Origin of the sequence: Helcococcus kunzii ATCC 51366 (assembly GCF_000245755.1) — a bacterium.
Classification (GTDB): Bacteria; Bacillota; Clostridia; order Tissierellales; family Peptoniphilaceae; genus Helcococcus; species Helcococcus kunzii.
Window position 1 is genome coordinate 1 of the sequence record NZ_JH601089.1, and the last position, 19,891, is coordinate 19,891.

The following is a 19,891-nucleotide window of genomic DNA, read 5'->3' on the forward strand; positions in this document are numbered from 1 at the left end:
AAATAAAGATATAGTATTAATATCAAATATAAATGATAAATCCCAGTTTTCTAAGTTCGAAAACTGGGATTCTATTTAATCAATTATTCTTTTTTTATATGAAGCATTTGCCAACAATCCTATCAATAAGCCAATTGCTGAAATAACAACATTAAAAATAAGCATCGTTGATATGCCCCATTTTTCAATCATCCATCCGCCAGCCAATGAGCCCGCAACCATAGCTGCCGGCGACATGCTCGCCATTAGAGACTGACCTGTTGTTTGTTCTTCTTTACTTACCATTCTTCCTGTGTAATATACTGATGCTGCAACTAAAATCGCAAAACTAAATATTTGGAATGTTTGTGCAAAATAGACCATTGAAACACTTGTTGATATTGCATACATCACCGCTTTTACCACATATCCTACAGAAGAAATAACCATTAAAGATGATACTTTAACTTTTTTCATTATATAAGTAAACGCAAATAACATTGGAATTTCAACGATTGCTTGTATTGCTAATGCAGTACCTAAATGGCCACTATTTCCTTCCAACGATTGAATCAATTGCAGTAAATATATTCCAATAAGATTGTGTGAAAAATACATAAAAAATACACTAATTAACATTAAAGAAAAAGTAGGGTATTTTTTAATAAAATTAAATAAATTAACTTTTGTTGTAGGAATGTTTGCTGAACTATCATCTTCCACATTTTCAAAATAAGGTAGCCATAAAACTGTAAAGAAATATAAAATTGCAGTAATCAAACCGGTATATGGTATAGTAATGATTCCAAATTTATTAGCAAAATTACCGATTATCAAGGCACCAACAGCAAAGGTACCAGAACCCATTCCTCTGGCAACTCCAAAATCAATCTTTTCTCCTATACTTTCATAATAGTAATGGGCACTATTTATAAAAGGAACGGCTAAACTACCAGTTATAAAAAATATACCTAGAAGCACCGCTTTAAGACCATTGTCATCAACCCATATCATCAAGATATTTACAATAATAATGATAATACTAAAATATGTAAGCATTCTTTTCCAAGTAAAGAATTTAACTCTATCACTAATATTACCCATTATAGGTTGCATAGCGGCAGTTATCGTTGAAAATACCGCTACACTAACACCTATCTGTGATTCACTAAAACCAATACCCTGTAAAAATAGAGATATAAAACCAGCCGCCGCACAAAATAGCAAGAAAAACGCACCTTGCATTATAATATATCTAACATTAATAGAAACTTTTCTCATCATAACCTCTTCATTTCAAAATCTAAGTCATAATAATATTACTAATTTTCTATTTAGATAACAAGTTTTTTGATTTTAGATATTCAACTGCAACCTCATTTGCTGATTTTCCTTCTACATCCACTTTATAATTCATTTCTAGCATTTCTTCTGTTGTAATCTTATTTGAAATTTGTTCTAAAATTTCTTTTAGTTCAGGGTATTTCTGTAAAGTTTCTTCTCTCAATAAAGGCGCACCTTGATATGGCGGGAATAGCCCTTTGTCATCTTCTAAGATAACTAAATCCCTCGAAATTATTTCAGTATCGGTAGAGTATATTTCCAAAATATTTATATCTCCCTTTTCTAAAGCTTGATATCTCAATTTTGGCTCCATAGTAGCAACATTCAGATTTAAGCCATACAATTTCTTAAGCCCTTTATTTCCATCTTCCCTATCATTAAACTCTAAAGTAAATCCAGCTTTCGCCTTATTTTCTACTTTCTTTAAATCAGATATCTTCTTCAATCCATTTTCTTTTGCATATTGTTTCTTAACCGCAATAGCATAAGTATTTTGATATATCATTGGCTCTAATAACACTAATTTATCCTGTTTATAAATATTGTCACGTGCAGCCTCATAAACTTCTCTCTCGTCATTTGAAAGTCCTTTAACTTTTTCTTTTAATAGAGAAGAGGTAATAGTTCCTGTAAATTCAGGATATACATCTATTGAACCCTTCTTTAATGCTTCAAATAAAAATGTTGTCTTACCAAAGCTTGGCTTCACTTCAACACTAATATCTGTCTTATCTTCAATCAATTCTTTATACATATTGATCAAGATTTCAGGCTCGGAGCCTAGTTTACCCGCAGCAACAATCTTTTTATTTGACATTGTGCCAAAATTAAACATTGACACAAGCAATATACTCAAACTTACAACAAAAGAAATCAGTATTGTCTTAACTTTTTTATTCTCTAATTTCTTTATTAAATAGTTAAATATGACCGCTAAAATTGCGGATGAAATAGCTCCAATCAATATTAAAGAAGAATTATTTCTATCGATACCTAAAAGTATGAAAGAGCCCAAACCTCCTGCACCTACCAACGCAGCAAGAGTCGCTGTACCGATTAGCATTACAGAAGATGTCCTAATCCCCCCTATAATTGAAGGCATTGCCAATGGAATCTCATATTTCTTCAACTTTTCCATTCTATTCATACCAAAAGCAGTAGCCGCCTCTTGTAAGACAGGATTTATCCCTATCAGTCCTGTAATTGTATTTTGTAGTATTGGGAAAATTCCATAAATTACCAAAGCAACTATGGCTGGCAATCTACCTATTCCTAAAAATGGAATAAATAATCCTAAAAGTGCTAAAGATGGCACGGTCTGCAATACTCCGGCAATTTGAAGTGAAATTTCTGATAATTTTCTATTTTTTGAAATAAGAATAGCAAATGGCACAGCAATAATAATAGCAATAAATAGAGCCAACATCGATATTTGATGATGCTCTACTAAAGCTTTTGTCCAATCGCTATATCTCTCAACAAAAGTTTTCGCTAAATTATTTAACATCATCTACCTCACTATCATCAACATCACTGAAGAATTTCTCCACAAATTCATTCTTCGGATTATTTTTAATTTCTTGTACACTATCAACCTGCACAACTTCTCCTTTACTCATAATACAAATCCTGTCCGCCAGTTTTGCCGCTTCCTTTATATCATGAGTAACGAAAACCGTAGTAATTTTCACTTCATTATGAATGCTCTTTATTAAATCCTGCAATTGACTCCTGATAATAGGGTCTAAAGCACTAAATGGCTCATCCATCAATAATAATTTTGGATTAGAAACTATAGCTCTCAATATGCCGACTCTTTGCTGTTCTCCACCTGATAACTCATGTGGAAAGCGGTTCAAATAGTCTTCAGGATTTAATCCTACTTTATGCATATATTCAGTAATAGTCTTTTTTCTTTTCTCTTTATTCCACTTTTTCATCTCTGGAATAATCTCTATATTCTCATATACTGTTAAATTTGGAAATAAAGCCCCTTCCTGCAACACATAACCAGTATCAAGTCGAAGCTGTCTCAAGTTGTAATTTTCAATATCCTTACCATCAACTTCAATCACACCCGTTGTTGGCTCATACAATCTATTAATCATCTTTAAGGTTGTAGTCTTACCACTTCCACTAGTACCAACAATTACAAAAAATTCACCATCATTTATTTGTAAATTAATATTCGACAGTACATTTTTCTCTCCAAATTTCTTACTTACATTTTTAAACTTTATCATAACTCTTCTTTCCTTACGTAATTTTCCCACTTCATCAACTTCAATATAAAATTTGAAAGCATTCTTTGCTAAGATTATAAATATATGTTTAATATTTATACCCTAGTTTCTAAATTTCATTTTTAATTTTTTTATTTACTTAGACCTAAGATTTATTAAATTTATTCACTCATATTTTATTTTTTTTTAGTTGTTTTCGATAAAAAGAAAACATAATCATAAATAGGATTTGTATGTCCTTTGATAGTTACAAGATTAATTTATTGTTTACTAAAAAATAAATCGCTATTGTTACACAACTATCAATGTTAATTATTTATTGATTTTACAACATTTTTATATCCTATTATTTTAACTTTAAATTTCAACTTTTCGAGTTAATAGCTTTTAGTATATATTAATTAATTACAATTTTTTATATATTTTCTACTACGAAAATTATATTATGTAATCGATTGCTAAAATATATCTTCTGTGTTATTATTTACTCAGATAAAAATGAAAGGAGTGAATGTTATGACATTTGCAGAAAAATTAGAGAGTAAATTATTACCAATTGCTTCAAAAATTTCAGGCAATAAATATTTGATGTCAATGAGAGATGGTATCCTTTTAGGTATGCCATTAATCATCGTTGGATCAGCAATGATGATTATAGCAAGTTTCCCGATTGAAGCTTTTACTAAATATTTAGAAGAAATCGGTGCTGCCGCATATCTTTGGAAAGGCGTAAATTCAAGTTTTGGTATAGTTGCACTAACCGCAGCATTTGGTATAGCGCAAAGCTTGTCAAATAGACTTTCTGTAGACGGTACACCTGCCGGTATTATCTCGCTAGCATCCTTTATCACCGTTACACCATTCATAAGCGGTGAAGATATAGGTAGCGGAATCCCTACACAATGGATTGGATCAAAAGGTCTATTTGTTGCGATAATTCTAGGATTATTAACAGGAAAAATTTATGCATGGTTTGTTAAGAAAAATATAGTAATTACATTACCAGAAAGCGTACCACCAGCAGTTTCACGAAGCTTCACAGCTTTGATACCTGCAGCGGCCATTCTTACTGGTAGTATCTTACTTTCAGCCTTAGTTGATAAAATCAATTTAGGAAATATACACGAAATTTTAGCAAATGTATTAGGTAAACCACTTGGTGTGTTTGGCGGTAATCTATTTGGTTCTATAGTTATGATTTCATTAAACTCAATATTTTGGTTTATGGGTGTACATGGTGGTACAATTGTTGGATCCGTTATGGGACCGATATGGTTAATGTTAACAGATCAAAATAGATTGGCGTTTGAAGCAGGAAAAGAATTACCAAATATCATAACCTCTCCATTCCTGGACCTATTTGTCTGGATTGGTGGTGGAGGTGCAACAATCGGTCTTGCTATAGCTATTCTATTCATCGCGAAAAATAGAAAATCAAGTCAACTAACAAGAGCTTTGGCACCAATTACTTCAACCCCATCATTTTTCAATATCAATGAACCATTGATGTTTGGGGTACCTATAGTAATGAACGTATCTCTACTAGTTCCATTTATCATAACTCCAGTTATGAATGCAATAATCTCATACTTTGCAATGGCAAGCGGAATTGTCGCTAAAACTACTGGAGCAAATGTACCGTGGACGATGCCGCCGATCATTTCAGGATTCCTTGCGACGAGGGACTGGAAAGCAAGTGTGCTTCAATTGATTCTCATCATTCTAGATACCGCTATATACTATGTGTTCTTTAGAGCGGTAGAAAAAGGATTTAGACAAATGGAAAGTTCAGCCGAGATTGAAAATAAATAGAAAAGAAAGGATTTAAACATGAAAAGATTAATAAGTGCGAATGCATCAGATATTTTAAATATGACACCTCAAGAAATTAAACAGAGCATAAAAGCAAGTGAAGGCAGAGTTGTCTTAACCGAAATAGTTGCTCAAGTGAACGCATATATCGGAGACATTACTAGCGCGGAAATTGCTTCTGCCTTTGGCTCTGACATGATTCTACTAAATGGTGTGGACGTGTTCAACCCTGTCATAAAAGGACTAAAAGAAGAAGAACAAGATGATTTTGTTAAACACTTAAAAAATTACACCGGAAAATTAATTGGTGTTAATTTGGAACCTGTCGACACGTCAACAGAAATGCTTGAAAGTAGAAACGAAATCGCCATTGGTAGACAAGCAAATATTGAAACATTCGAAAAAGCCAACGAATTAGGAATGGACTTCATTTGTCTAACAGGGAATCCTGGAGTCGGAGTTACAAATAAGACTATCGTTGAAAACATTAAAATAGCAAAAGAACATTTCAACGGACTAATAATCGCTGGCAAAATGCATGGTGCAGGCGTTAATGAACCAGTGCTTACAGAAGGAGTTGCAGAAGAAATCATCTCCGCTGGTGCCGACATCTTACTTATTCCATCAATTGGTACCGTACCTGGAGTCCCAGGAATCAGACCACATGATATTTATAAAATTGTGGACCACGCACATTCAAAAGGCGCCTTAGTAATGTCCGCTATCGGCACAAGCCAAGAATCCAGCGATTCAGACACAATAAAGAGAATGGCTATTGAAAACAAAATTGCCGGCGTTGATATCCAACATATCGGAGATGCCGGTTATCATGGAATGGCCATTCCAGAAAACATATACGAACTAAGCGTTGCAATCAGAGGTAAGAGACACACCATCTCCAGAATCGCACGTTCAATAAATAGATAGAAGGAGTTTCATATGAAAAATATAATATTAGCATGTGCAGCAGGCATGTCAACAAGCCTACTAGTAACAAAAATGAAAAAAGCTGCCGAAGCAAAAAACATTGATGTAAAAATCGAAGCCTACCCTGTTCAAGAAGCCAAGAAAATAATCACTTCTGAAAAAGTCGACTGCGTACTATTAGGGCCACAAGTCCGCTTCATGCTAAACCAATTCAAAGAAGAATTCCCTAACGAAAACATCTCCGTAATCGATATGAGAGACTACGGCCTTATGAATGGTGAAAATGTCCTAAATACTGCTTTGAAGGCTATGGGAGAATAGGAATAGTGAACCTACTTAGTAGGAGATTAAATCCTGAAAGTATTGATAAAAAAAGTAAAGAGGAAGAGCCGCCACTTGCGTGGCGGTTTTTTGATGGTAAGGGTGCATCCGTTATTTTTTTTACTAAATTGTATATAGCTTTTACTTAAGATATAATATAAAGAATCGATGCTTATAAAATGTTGACAGTTTATTATTCTAAATTTTTGATATAATGGAGATAAAGATGAAAAAATATGATATCAAACCTTTTACAAAATGGGTTGGCGGAAAAAGACAATTACTTAATGAAATAGTAAAATTAATGCCCCATTCTTATAATACTTATCACGAACCTTTTGTTGGTGGCGGTGCACTTTTTTTCTATTTACAACCTAAAAATGCAGTAATAAATGATATGAATTCTGATTTAATATTATCCTATAGGGCAATAAAGGATGATTTAAATAATCTTATTGAAGAATTAGAATACCATAAACAGCATAACTCAAAAGAATATTTTCTAGATTTAAGGAGTTATGATAGAAATGAAAGAATAAATTCTCTGTCAAACACACAAAAAGCTGCAAGAATAATGTATATGCTTAGAGTTTGCTTTAATGGAATGTATCGTGTAAATTCAAAAAATCAATTCAATGTACCTTATGGTCGATATAAAAATCCTAAAATTGTAGATAAAGTACTTCTAAAAAATATAAGTGATTATCTAAACTCATCAAATATATTAATTCTTAATGAAGATTTTGAAGTTTCAATAAAAGAATGTAAAGCCGGTGATTTCGTTTACTTTGACCCACCATATATTCCAATTAGTGAAACTAGTTCCTTTACATCATATACTAATGAAGGATTTTCTTATGAAGATCAAGTTAGACTAAGAAATATTTTTTCAGAACTTACAAGAAAAAATGTTTATTGTATGTTATCTAATTCTAATTCACCAAAAACTTTAGAACTGTATGAACAATTTAATATACATCAAGTAAAAGCAAAAAGAAGTATTAATTCTATCAGCTCTAAACGAGGTGAAATATCAGAAGTTATTATTACAAATTATTAACGATTTTTTCATTTTATTATTTATACTAGGAGGACTTAAAATTAACTACTATACAGAAAAAAATGTTCGCTTAATTTTAGGCGACAGTTTTGAAATAATGAAAAAATTACCCAAAGAAAGCTTCGATATGATTTTCGCAGATCCCCCTTATTTTTTAAGCAATGGCGGAATATCTAATAGCGGCGGAAAAGTTGTTTCTGTAAATAAAGGTGATTGGGACAAAATTGATAGTCTAGAAGATAAACATAAATTTAATAGAGAATGGATAAAACTTGCAAAAAATCTATTAAAACCAAATGGAACAATTTGGATATCCGGAACACTACATAATATATATTCTGTAGGTATGGCTCTAGAACAAGAAGGCTTCAAAATTCTCAACAATATTACTTGGAAAAAATTAAATCCACCCCCAAATCTTTCATGTAGATACTTTACTCATTCTACAGAAACTATTCTATGGGCTAGAAAAAATGACAAAAAAGCCCGACATTATTATAACTATGACTTAATGAAAAAATATAATGGTGGAAAACAAATGAAAGATGTTTGGGAGGGCTCATTAACACCTCAAATAGAAAAAATTTATGGTAAACATCCTACACAAAAACCAGAATATCTACTTCATAGAATCGTTGAATCTTCCACTAAACAAGGAGATTTAATACTCGATCCTTTTTTAGGTTCTGGAACAACCGGAGTCGTTTCTAAAAAATTAAATAGAAAATTTATTGGGATAGAAAACTGTGAAGATTACCTAGAAATTGCAAAAAAAAGAATAAACAGTTTAGGAGTAAAATATGAGTTATAGAAATAAACTAGAATATTTCATTAATACTTTATCCATGTCAAATAAGACACCTAATTATTTTATTAATTGGGAAAAAGTAGTAAAAAATACAAATGAATTTGAGTTAGAATTAAATACATTAAATTATTTAGTTGGAAAAGAAGATATTATAAATGAAACAAAAAAACTTTTTAAAAATCAGCCTAATCTAATAAAAGCAATTCCTTCATTAATCGCTGAACGAAATAAAGAAATTGTTATGAGTTACAAAAAAACTAAACTTTAAAAATATTGATGAAGATAATACTGATCTATATGTAGATTTCTGTGAAAATATAGGTTTATTAGATTTCATAAAAAATCACACAAATAAATCACTTGTAGACTATGTATATGGTGTTGAAGCAGGTTTAGATAGCAACGGAAGAAAGAACAGAAGTGGAACTAATATGGAAACCATTGTTGAAGATTATGTTTCAAGTATTGCACAAGAACATAATCTTGAATATCTTCCTCAAGCTAAAGCTTCACAAATCCTATCCAAATGGGGTAAAGATGTTCCAACTGATAAAGCAAATAGAAGTTTTGATTTAGCAATTTATAACAAAAGCAATGATAAACTATTTTTACTTGAAACAAATTACTATAACGGTGGAGGTAGTAAATTGAAATCTGTTTGCGGTGAATTTATGAATTTAAATAGATTAATAGGTGAAGATAAAAATATAAGTTTCATTTGGGTAACAGACGGACAAGGATGGAAAACGGCTTTAAATCCTATCACTGAAGCTATGGCAGAAATAAATAATATATTAAATCTTCACATGATTTTTAGCGATGGATTATTAAAAGAAATTCTAAGTAATTAGAATTAAATATAACTTAGTTATAAATAGTATTGTAAATTAATTATTTCTATGGTCCATATATACCCGCAGGGGGTATTTCTTAGACCATGTAGTAAAATTTATGGTCCCCATATACCCCCGGAGGGTATAAATGGGACATGGATTTTGCCTATACATTCAAAATATTAAATAAAAAAGATCCCAATTATACAATAATGGTATTAGAATACTATATATCTAGAGAAGACACTTAAAAACATGGTCTTAAATATACCGGGGCAGGGTATTTTGGCACCATAAAATTAATTATAATATTACAAATAATTTATAAAATATGCAATCATTACTTCTAAACACCTTTAATAGCCAAAAATACCCTATTTCCCAAATATTTCTATTTATACCTGACATACATTCCTAAATATTCCCCCACACAAAAATCTATATCAAAAAACACCTACCGAATCCTTTCCTCAGCAGGCGTTTTTTAATATTATGGTTACTCAATATCGGTTAGAGGGATCACCCCCAACATATTGATCTACCTATTCTTTTTTATTTTCTTCTTCTACTTTAATAAATTCATAGCCGGTTATTTCTTTCAACTTATCGAATGTTAAGTACCTTAGGTTTGGAGTGGTGAAATAATACACTTCTCCATCTACTAGATAGTAGTTTGTAGGTCTTCCATTATCTGGATGTTTTGGGTTTTTGGAAAAGATTTTGTCATTAAATTTATCGTTGAATTGATATTTTTTATTGTCTTTTCCAATAAATGAATAGGAGTTTCTGGTTCCTTCGAGGCCTTCAAATTCTGTTCTTTTTAATACTTCAAATAGTACTCTGTAATGTAGAATGTCAGGTTTTGCGGTTATTAAATCATCCCATTCATAGGTTTTGCCATTGGCTTTTACTGCAAATTTGCTATGATTTTTATCTACGTGTGTTTCATTTTTTATTAAATCTAATGGGTAGTCATCATTAGGCAATAGTAAAATTCTTGATTGAATGGCATATTGTTGAAATGCGGACTTTTCTATTTCGTTGATTTTCTTTTTTATATTGTTTTTTATGTTCATTTGATTATCAAATGTTTTTTTGGAAAATGTTCTTGATATAGGAGATGGGTTTTTCTGATCCGCACCATTATCGACGGTTTTTAAATCGAAGATGGCATTTACATTTAGGTCCATCTTTTCCTCTTTATCAAATAGATAGAGTAGAAAATCATTTAGGCTTTGTATTTTTTCTTCAAGTGTTTTTTTATCTGTGTAATAAAAGTCTAAGTTTATTTTACCTAGGTTGAATTTTTCTCCAAGGCGGATGTCAAAAATGTTTGCTTTATCTCCGAAGTTATTTTTGATGACTTTTAATTTTTCTCCGAGATAGTCTGTTTCATAATTTTGAATTATTCCAAACCCTGCATTTTCTCTGACAACACTATAAATGTTAAAAGTGAAGTTATTTTCTAGGTCTTTGGCTTTTATATTTGCAGCGTAATCACCAAATTTTGAAGCATCTTTGTTTTCTGATTCTTCTAATATTTCATATATTACATTAGGAAATTGTTTTTGAAAATCATTTTTTATGTCTGATATATTTTTTGTTATACCGCACGAGGTTAATAAAAGCGAAGAAAAAATAATTAATAGTATTTTTATTTTATCTTTCATTTCTCATCTTATCTTGATATTTTTTGTTAATGTAGCCTTCTGATGCCATTCTAGGTCTTGAATGCGCTCTTTCGTCCGCTTCAAACATTAGCATTTTTTGATGACCTAACATTCCGGCAACAAGTGAAGTTGGGAAATTTGCAATAGCTAGATTGTAGCTTGCAACGTTATTGTTGAATACCCTTCTTGCTGCATTGATATTTGTTTCGATTGCTGTAGTTCTTTGCGCTGTGTATAGGGCTTGTTCCATTGATTTTAATTCTGGATAATTTTCAATGTGGAACCCTCTTAAAAATGAACTACTTTCATTGTATGCAGAAATCATTTCATTTGGAGCGCTGGAGCTTTTAGCTTGACCGACCATTGACCTTAGACGAGAAACTTCCTTAAACATTGATGATTCTTCATCTATTGCTGTTAATACTTGAGAATATAAGGATTCCATTTCATCTAATCTTTGTTGAACATAAGTGTCAATGTTTGACCATGCTCTCTCAACATTTATTCTTTTGCTGTTTAGTGTGTTTGACATGATTATAAAAATCACGATAAGGGCAACAGCTCCAATAATTACATATTTCATTGTTTCATTCATTTTGGGCCTCCTAGAATTTCAAGCTTCTTTGTTCTAATAGATCATCTAATGAAAGATGTAATTTATCAGCTTGTTCTTGAAGTGTTAAACTATCAAATTCTTCTACTGTCATACTCGCTTGAGCTGCTTGTTTTTTTCTAGCTTCTAATTCCCTTGCAGATCTTTCTTTTACTTCCTTAGCTGAATTGAATATATTATTATTTTGATATTTTTTTGCATCTTCTTCAATTTTCTTTTGATATTGTTCTACAGTTAAACCATATTTTTCTGCGACTTGCTCCATTGAAAGGCCTTTTAATTCTCTTGAGCTAATTCCTAGTTCTTGAGCTTGTTTTTCGTTGGACATTTTTTGTACTTGTGCTAGGTAGTCAGCACTTGAGGAAACCGCATTAGTAACTCTGCCTAAAACTGATGAAAATATATCTGATTTTTTTCCGCTAACTGCATCACCTACACCATTTCTTACATTTCTACCAACTTCATTCATATGTTTATTTGCTTGATCAAAAACTTCTTCTTTGATTTGATCCATTTTTCTAAGTAATTTATCGAACATGCTTCCCTCCTAATATTTGCCTTTATATAATTCTTGCATTTCATCGATATCTAAATTGTTATATTCTTCAATAACATAATCTAAAGTTCTTCTTGATTCTTCTAATTTTTTGTTATCTACTTGAGAATGATCCATGAAGAAATAATATGTCATAGCTTCCATTATTTTATTTAAATAAATTTTATATAAATATGGAATGGCAAATCGTGGTGATGATTTTCCTTCTTTTAGCTCTGCTTTCGGATTTGTCCCCCAAATAGAGTTATAAAATCTGTCATTTAATTTTCCGTACTGAGCACTATTATATTTAGCTGCTCTCTTAGGTTGAAATATAAAGAAATATCCATCTTGAATGGTTAAGTGTAGTTCCCCATATTTTACAACTAACGCTTTAAGCACTGATTCAAAATATGGTGTAATAATCTTTGTCCACAGGAATTTTTCATCCTCATTTGTATTGATTAAGTCTTTCAGTCCACCAACACTTACTTCATACCAATCAGCCAATTCTGTATCAGTTAGTGATAAATTTCTTTTGTCGTTAAAACTTACGCCTAAAGATTCTAGTAAATCAAATTTATCAGTTTCGAAATAGAAGAATGCTTGATTATTTTTAACTAATGAATTATTTGGCAGAACATATAAATTACCTTGTTCATAGGTTGTTTTATCAATTTCTTTTTCTTTACCGTCTTCAACTTTTTTAAATGTTCTTGTAATTCTAATTTTTAAAGATTGACCAAATTTTCCTAAATCCTCAGTTTTTTCTTTCCATATACCTATTAAATTTGGTAAACCTCTTACAAATCCCACAGGAATATAGTCAACATCACATCTTTGATTTAAGTAGTCATTACCAAATATGAATCTGTTCAGTCCATCATTAAAAAGTCTTTGAGCTTCATATATAACGTGATCTTCTTTAGATAGAACATATAAAAAGTAAATCCCTGGTATAATAAAAACTAAACCTAAAAATGTTTTAAATACTATCCAAACTAAAATAGCAGCAATAACTCCACCCAGCAAAGATAAATAAGCCCTATTCTTAAACGGCTTAACTTGCTCAATTGCAGCCCTTAGATTAGAAAGTAATTCGCTTCCCTTTTCAGAATCTAAAAATAATAGATAGTCTGAAGGTGTGTTTCCTCTTTCCATGTTTTCTCCTTATTTTGCATAATGCTATTTTATTATATTTATACAAGAATATTATATCTTTTTATAAATATTTTGACAAGAAAACCTATTTTATATTTAGTTGTTACTTTACATATATTTTACTATATTATAAGCGATAATTAGCTATTTACAGGCGTTGTGTAAAATCTGTTTATACATATTAATAAAAACTTTACACAGTTTTTACATAATTTTTACATAGATTTTTCATAATTTATGAAATATGTTACATATAATAAATTTTCATCACATTTTCTATAGATAAAACTAAACTTTTTTGCCACAGTGGTACATTCACACAAAAAAATATCCTCCAGAGATTTAACCCCAACAGATATTTGTAAATTATAAAATCTCGTCATGTGTTTTTAGATAAGATCTTTTCACATATGAAATTAATACTAAATATCATAGGATTATTATAATCAGTATGCCGAAATAAAGTAGTGGAAGAGGCTCAAATTCAAATATTCTTCCTATACTTGTATCCGGAATCAATAGCACGAAAAATATTCCTAATAAGTTCAAAGTAAGTAGTTCCTTTGAAGGCCAGCTTTCTTTGAATGGAACTTTTGATGTCCTTAACATATGAATTACCAATGTTTGTGACAACATGGATTCAATAAACCATCCTGTATGGAATGCTGCAATATACAGCTCTTGCATTGCTGGATCTGTCAAATTATGAAATAATACACCATTTGTTAGCATCGGACAAATTATGAAATATAGAGCTAAATATGTCACTATATCAAAAATCGAGCTTATCGGTCCAAATTTCATCATAAAGCCTGGAATTGTTTCCGATTCCCATCTTCTTGGCTCTTTTATAAAACTTTCGTCAACATTATCCCATGGGAATGAAATACAAGATATATCATAAATCATATTTAACATCAGTAAATGCATAGGATGTATCGGTAGGAATGGTAAAAATATTGTTTTTCCTAACAACTTCTTCTAGCTCTTTATCACTTAATCCTTCTATGTCCTCGCCGGTAAATATTTTATCACTTTTAATATTTAGGCTCTTACACATATTTTCAGTAACTTCTTTATTGTCACCCGTTAATACTTTAACCTCTACACCATGATCCATCAATGATTCAATCGCTTTAGCAGAGGATTGTTTTGGTGGATCTAAAAATGCCAAAAATCCGATTAAAGTCATATCACTCTCTTCTTTTACTTCAAATTCAGTAATATTTTCAGTAAATTTCTTCCTAGCAACCGCAATAACTCGCATACCTTGTGAGTTCAAATCTTTAACTTGTTGATATACTTTATATAATAATTCTTCATCAAATTCTAAGACTTCGTTATTTATTTCAACGTCTTTACATATCGAAATAACTTCTTCCACTGCCCCCTTAGTAATTATTACAATTTGATCACTTTTACCTTTTACAACCACACTCATTCTTCTACGGTTAAAATCAAAAGGTATTTCGTCAATCTTTTCATATTTTGTAATGGCTTGTTCTAAGTTAGGGTCAACATTTTGCAATTCCATAGTTTTATTGATAATTTCTTTATCCATCAAATTTTTCAGACCTGTTTGATAGTAACTATTCAAAAAACCATATCTAAGACCCTTGTATTATCTTCGCCATTGATATCCAAATGATATTGCAATACAATTTTATCTTCTGTTAATGTACCTGTCTTATCTGTACATAACACATTCATCGCACCTAAACTTTGAATGGAATTCAAATTTTTAATAATAACTTTTTTCTTCGCCATTTCCATAGAAACGACAGATAAACAGGAAGTTATAATCATTGGAAGCATTTCTGGAGTCAATCCTACCGCTATAGAAATAGCAAATATCAACGAATCGAACCAATGTCCTTTAGTAAATCCAGTAATCACAAATACTATAGGAACCATAATTAACATAAATCTTATCAATATCATTGACACAGAATTTATACCTGTTTCAAAACTTGTATTTTCCTTTTCTGTATTTAATGAATTCGCAATTGATCCGAAAATGGTATCCATTCCTGTGGCAACTACAATCGCAACGGCAGTCCCACTTATAATATTTGTCCCCATAAACGCTAAATTAGTTAAATCTAATGGAGCATTGCTCTCTACCGTATTATCCTTAAACTTTTCAACTGTCATTGATTCACCAGTTAATGCAGACTGGGAAACAAACAAGTCTTTTGACTCCAATATCCTCAAATCAGCAGGAATCATATCACCAGCTGAAAGCAAAACAATATCTCCAACCACAATTTCATCTATTGGTATTTCAGTCACTTGTCCATTATCTTTTCTAATAGTACAAGTGGTCTCAATCATTTCCAATAACTTTTCAGAAACTTGTCCAGATTTGGTCTCTTGAATCAACCTCAATCCTCCAGACATCAAAACCATAATTATAATAATAATTGAAGTGATAGGATTTTTATCACCTTCCTCTGCAAAAATCACTCCTGTAAATAAAGAAATAATTGATAAACTTATCAAAATTAAAGTAAAAGGATCTCCAAAAGCACTAGCAATACGTTCAAATATAGACTTTCGCTTATTTGTCTGTATCTTATTTTCTCCAAAGTTTTCCCTGGATTCTTCTCTATATTCTTCTGTTATGCCCGAAATACTTGAATTATACTTTTCAAATAATTCTTGTGGGGAAAGTGAAATTTTGAATTTTGGTAATGAGAACAGCACATCTTGAAGATATTGGTAAAATGTGTTGAATGTGGGTTAGACGAGACAACACATTTAACTTTTATTATTTATATATTAAATTAAAACCGTAATAAACAGCATAAATAATAGATTCCATAAAATTTACTGAATGTAAACTTTTACCCTCAGCCTATTTTGCGAGTTTCCTATTTTACACTGAAGGTTTTTCACTAAAAAACAGCATAGATTATAAATTTTTCGAATCACACTGAATTTAAATTTTATTTTTCAGAATATTTCAGTACATATTATAGCTTCTTGGTTTTATACTGAGGTTTTTCCTAAAATGTTCAGTATAATTTTGATTTTTCAAATTTTTACTGAGGAATTTTTTTCAGACTCAGTATAATTTCATAAACTTGATTTTTATACTGAGGATTTAGCCGTCAACTTTCAAATCAATCAGTATAAATTCATAAATTTAACTTTTATACTGAAGATTTAATCACCAACTTTTATTTCAATCAGTATAAATTAATAAATTCTAAGTTTATACTGCCTATACCAATTTTTATATCAAACTCTTTACATAGAAGTAGTCTTTATCATGTTTTATACCTCGTAACTCTTCTTGAAGTCTATATCCATATTTCTCATAAAGCCCTTTGTGTCGGCTAACTAAGTAGACCTGATTATATCCTTGATCCTTTGCTTGTTTTTCTAAATATGTGACCATTTTCTCTGATAGTCTTTGCCCTCTGGATTTTGGATCCTCATATATGAAAGCAATCCATGGCTTTAGCTCTGGTTTAGGTAAATAGTCTTGTTCTACTAATGCACCAAAAGCTAGTGGTTCATCTTTTTCTATATAAAAGAAGAGCTGCGCTTGGTCTCCATATTTTTCATAAAAGTCATTTTCTTTTATTAACTTTGCTAAATAGGGACCAGCAGGCCATTTTGCCTCTTCTAAGAAATTTAATAACTTTTGTTTGTTTTTACTATTTTTAAAGGATATAAACGTCATAATTCCTCTTTCATAAACTTAAATTATTTGAAATATCTTTTTAATGCTTTATTTAACTCTTCAGCCATGGCAGTTTTTCTTGGATACTTTTCAATTAATTTATTTACTATTTCTCTAGCTCTAATTTCCCCACCTGAAATTTCAGCTAAATTTCCCAATTCTCTAGCGTTATCATTATACATACGTCTAGTATTCGCTCTTTCCATATATTGGAGAATTGATTCCTCATATCTTTCAAGATATAAATCGGGATATTTTTCTTTTAAGAAATTCCAAACATAATTAACATTTTTTACAAGATAAGTTGGTTGTTCTAATAAATCTTCAATTCTGTTTTCTTCATATAATATTTTTATATATTTTTCATCTTTAGGTAAACTTTCAATAAAACGATTCTTTAGAGTATCCCATTTTTCTGATTTGTGGTCTTTTACAAAAATATAATCTTCATACACGACTATATTAGTCTTCTCTTGTTCTTCTATAATTTTATTATATAAGGCTTCATCATTACCTGTTTTCTTATAAATTTCTTTTATCTCTTTAGTTATCTTCCTTCTTTTGAAAGTATCTTCAATTAAATTTTCACCTTCATATAGAAGTTCTAAAGCAGCATCTACTTCATCTTTTTCATATAAATATCGTGCGTAAATGATTCTTATTTCTTCGAATTTTTTCCATTTATCTAATAAATCAATCAACTCTTTTTCTAAATTATTTTCTTTATAGATTATATATAATTCTTTAATTGCAATTTTTAAACTATATTCAAACCCATTTTTAGCTTCTTCATCAATACGTTTTTTAAAGAACTCAATTTTTTTAGGAACAAATTTATCCTCATTAAAATATCTTAAAACATCAATAAAAAAATCTTCTGTCATTCCTACATTTTGTTCTATTTTAGAGAGCTTTTCTAGTCTATTAAAATATTTAGACTTTTCTTCTAATGTAGAATTATCTAAAATATCTTTTAATGTTTCTTCACATAAGGAACTAATCATTGAATGTTCCCCATTAGAACCGTCCATTTCAACCTTTTCGAGCATATACATTGTTTGATAAACCATTTCAAATGCCAAATCATTTTTATTATGTTTTAACAAATCTTCTATTTCTGAATCAAAATAATCATTAAGTTCATCTACAAGATCACCACCCGCATACCAATCTATAAATCCTTTGCGCATATTTCCATAATATATATCTTTTACGGTTTCTTTATAAGTTTTAGCATCACCATAATCGTAGTCATCACTAATATATCTATCAAGCTTATCCCTAAAATTCCCATTATCTATTTCTTTCATTAAAAAATCGATAATCTTTTCCTTTGGAGCTTGCTCAAGATTGTGCTTTATCCTTAATTTCGACTTTTCTATTTCATCTTGTATTTTTTCATACTCTCTTCTCACACCACACCTCGCATTATTTCTTCATTTCCCAAGATTTACCCATATCTTTTGATTCAAAATAAATACCTTTTTCTACATCCCTATTTTCTTTTACCAAAATTTTTAATGTATCGTTTTTATATACCGGCATTGATAGATATGTGTACTTTTCAGCAGGAATGTCTAGATTTGGTATTTCCGCAATTTTTTCTAAAGGTAAAACGATTTCTTCAAATTTTTTTCCACCGTCTTTTGTAATATATATTTTGGAAACATCTCCGCTCGCACCGCCCATGCCGATAAATCCAATTTTATCGTTTATAAATTCAATACCTTCAGCTACTCCCGATTTGTCATTAAATGGATTATCATTTAACTCTTCCCAATTTTTCCCTTCATCGTCGGAATGGTAAAGCTTATAGAAATATGAGCCTAATGCTGCATCAGATATCTCTAATTTATACCATTTATTTGAGTCTTTGTTGAAATGGTAAACGGAGCCATTATTGTTGTCTGTATACCATATTTCTTTATTTTCTTTTATATATTCCAGCACTTCATCAGTACGATTTTGTTTAACTTCTTCCGCTTCAATATATTCAGGATTTGTTATGTAATAATCCTCACTATTTACCAAAACAGAATAAGCCTTTATTAGACCACCATTTGAAAGTTTCTCAAGCACCTGTTCATCAGATTTTTTTTCATCAGCATTATTTGATATTAAAGTCAAATCATATGCAGAACTAAACTCTTTTTTACCCATATAAGTTAATGTGATACTTTCTTGATTTGCTTTAATTTTCAAATCATTTTGAAAATTTTTATCATTTATGATTTCATAAAGTGGAGAAATAAGCTTATCAGAATCATATGTTGAATTGGTTTCGCCATTTATATTTACAATTATTTTCTTGTCATTTTTATTAGCATTATAACTTACTAAATAAGATTGAACTTTATCATTTTTATCTCTTCCATATATCAATGCGTAAATTTGTGTTATTTCACCATCTGACTTAAACTCTAATTCAAGTTTATCCGACATATACAATTCTTCTGGTAAATTAAGTTTCTTTGAAATGTCGTAAAACGTGCCTTTTATCCCATATTTGTAAATATTATTATGCACATATGAAATACTTTTAGTATTTAACCAACTATCTATTCTCCATGATAAAACACCATTATATGGAATGGCGGAATGGATAATACTTGTTGAATAAACCAATGTAATAGATAAGAATAGTATTGTTTTAATAATTTTTAATATTTTAGGCTCTTTTTGAAAATCCTTAGCTTTCATTTTTCTTTTTACAATAATTAATATTACCAAAACTATGACTAAGAAAATTAACAAAACTCCCAATTTTATCTTATTTGATGCAAACCCACCAATTCTTGAAATCTTAGCTAGTAAATAAAAGATATAGCCATAAAGCCCAAAAAATACAAATTCAATTATTAGTTTCAATATTAATAATGCATTCATTTCCCACC

18 protein-coding genes and 1 pseudogene are annotated in these 19,891 nt (G+C 30.3%); 6 read left to right on the top strand and 13 right to left on the bottom strand.

The window, feature by feature from the left end; all coding sequences use genetic code 11:
* Positions 1-75: 75 nt before the first annotated feature.
* The 3 genes from HMPREF9709_RS08690 to HMPREF9709_RS08700 are packed head-to-tail and all read right to left on the bottom strand — an operon-like array spanning position 76 to position 3,566.
* On the bottom strand, positions 76-1,260 hold the full coding sequence (locus HMPREF9709_RS08690) for an MFS transporter (RefSeq protein ID WP_005399242.1): 1,185 nt from the start codon (positions 1,258-1,260) through the stop codon (positions 76-78).
* A 49-nt stretch (positions 1,261-1,309) separates the two neighbouring features.
* Positions 1,310-2,830 carry an ABC transporter permease/substrate-binding protein gene (locus HMPREF9709_RS08695; RefSeq protein WP_005399243.1) on the bottom strand — a complete coding sequence of 507 codons (1,521 nt, stop codon included), beginning with the start codon at positions 2,828-2,830 and terminating at the stop codon, positions 1,310-1,312.
* Positions 2,820-3,566 carry an ATP-binding cassette domain-containing protein gene (locus HMPREF9709_RS08700; protein WP_005399244.1) on the bottom strand — a complete coding sequence of 249 codons (747 nt, stop codon included), beginning with the start codon at positions 3,564-3,566 and terminating at the stop codon, positions 2,820-2,822. Before HMPREF9709_RS08700 ends, HMPREF9709_RS08695 begins: the two co-directional genes overlap by 11 nt.
* A 516-nt stretch (positions 3,567-4,082) precedes the next feature.
* Between HMPREF9709_RS08700 and HMPREF9709_RS08705 the strand changes: the two genes are divergently transcribed.
* From HMPREF9709_RS08705 to HMPREF9709_RS08730, 6 genes and pseudogenes are all read left to right on the top strand, one after another.
* Complete coding sequence (locus HMPREF9709_RS08705; protein ID WP_005399245.1) at positions 4,083-5,378, top strand: PTS sugar transporter subunit IIC; 1,296 nt, start codon at positions 4,083-4,085, stop codon at positions 5,376-5,378.
* A gap of 18 nt (positions 5,379-5,396) precedes the next feature.
* Complete coding sequence (locus tag HMPREF9709_RS08710; RefSeq protein ID WP_005399246.1) at positions 5,397-6,305, top strand: DUF7916 family protein; 909 nt, start codon at positions 5,397-5,399, stop codon at positions 6,303-6,305.
* Positions 6,306-6,317: 12 nt separating this feature from the next.
* On the top strand, positions 6,318-6,626 hold the full coding sequence (locus HMPREF9709_RS10005; protein ID WP_005399247.1) for a PTS sugar transporter subunit IIB: 309 nt from the start codon (positions 6,318-6,320) through the stop codon (positions 6,624-6,626).
* 226 nt (positions 6,627-6,852) lie between these two features.
* Positions 6,853-7,686, top strand: a complete 834-nt coding sequence (locus HMPREF9709_RS08720; RefSeq protein ID WP_005399248.1) for a DNA adenine methylase — start codon at positions 6,853-6,855, stop codon at positions 7,684-7,686.
* 97 nt (positions 7,687-7,783) lie between these two features.
* Positions 7,784-8,497: a DNA-methyltransferase gene (locus HMPREF9709_RS08725; RefSeq protein ID WP_157573288.1), complete on the top strand. Its 714-nt coding sequence runs from the start codon at positions 7,784-7,786 to the stop codon at positions 8,495-8,497.
* 34 nt (positions 8,498-8,531) lie between these two features.
* Positions 8,532-9,345, top strand: a pseudogene (locus tag HMPREF9709_RS08730) (type II restriction endonuclease).
* Between the two features lie 524 nt (positions 9,346-9,869).
* Here HMPREF9709_RS08730 and HMPREF9709_RS08735 read toward each other — a convergent pair.
* From HMPREF9709_RS08735 to HMPREF9709_RS08770, 10 genes are all read right to left on the bottom strand, one after another.
* Entirely contained in the window at positions 9,870-10,997 is a 1,128-nt protein-coding gene (locus HMPREF9709_RS08735; RefSeq protein ID WP_005399252.1) for a hypothetical protein, read from the bottom strand.
* Positions 10,987-11,592 (bottom strand): LemA family protein, encoded by a 606-nt coding sequence (locus tag HMPREF9709_RS09725; protein WP_005399253.1) that lies wholly within the window; start codon positions 11,590-11,592, stop codon positions 10,987-10,989. Before HMPREF9709_RS09725 ends, HMPREF9709_RS08735 begins: the two co-directional genes overlap by 11 nt.
* Before the next feature lie 10 nt (positions 11,593-11,602).
* Positions 11,603-12,148: a hypothetical protein gene (locus HMPREF9709_RS08745; RefSeq protein ID WP_005399254.1), complete on the bottom strand. Its 546-nt coding sequence runs from the start codon at positions 12,146-12,148 to the stop codon at positions 11,603-11,605.
* 9 nt (positions 12,149-12,157) lie between these two features.
* On the bottom strand, positions 12,158-13,306 hold the full coding sequence (locus HMPREF9709_RS08750; RefSeq protein WP_005399255.1) for a hypothetical protein: 1,149 nt from the start codon (positions 13,304-13,306) through the stop codon (positions 12,158-12,160).
* Between the two features lie 429 nt (positions 13,307-13,735).
* The gene (locus HMPREF9709_RS10175) at positions 13,736-14,224 is read right to left on the bottom strand and encodes a cation transporting ATPase C-terminal domain-containing protein (RefSeq protein WP_005399256.1); all 489 of its coding nucleotides are present in this window, start codon (positions 14,222-14,224) and stop codon (positions 13,736-13,738) included.
* Positions 14,205-14,867: an HAD family hydrolase gene (locus HMPREF9709_RS10180; protein ID WP_211204523.1), complete on the bottom strand. Its 663-nt coding sequence runs from the start codon at positions 14,865-14,867 to the stop codon at positions 14,205-14,207. The genes HMPREF9709_RS10175 and HMPREF9709_RS10180 overlap by 20 nt, the downstream gene beginning before the upstream one ends.
* A 32-nt stretch (positions 14,868-14,899) precedes the next feature.
* Positions 14,900-16,012 carry an HAD-IC family P-type ATPase gene (locus tag HMPREF9709_RS10185; RefSeq protein WP_005399258.1) on the bottom strand — a complete coding sequence of 371 codons (1,113 nt, stop codon included), beginning with the start codon at positions 16,010-16,012 and terminating at the stop codon, positions 14,900-14,902.
* A gap of 532 nt (positions 16,013-16,544) precedes the next feature.
* Positions 16,545-16,997, bottom strand: coding sequence for a GNAT family N-acetyltransferase (locus HMPREF9709_RS08760; protein WP_005399259.1), 453 nt, complete (start codon positions 16,995-16,997; stop codon positions 16,545-16,547).
* Positions 16,998-17,020: 23 nt separating this feature from the next.
* Positions 17,021-18,412: a hypothetical protein gene (locus tag HMPREF9709_RS08765; RefSeq protein ID WP_005399260.1), complete on the bottom strand. Its 1,392-nt coding sequence runs from the start codon at positions 18,410-18,412 to the stop codon at positions 17,021-17,023.
* A 13-nt stretch (positions 18,413-18,425) separates the two neighbouring features.
* Positions 18,426-19,883 carry a WD40/YVTN/BNR-like repeat-containing protein gene (locus tag HMPREF9709_RS08770; RefSeq protein WP_005399261.1) on the bottom strand — a complete coding sequence of 486 codons (1,458 nt, stop codon included), beginning with the start codon at positions 19,881-19,883 and terminating at the stop codon, positions 18,426-18,428.
* Between the last annotated feature and the right edge of the window lie 8 nt (positions 19,884-19,891).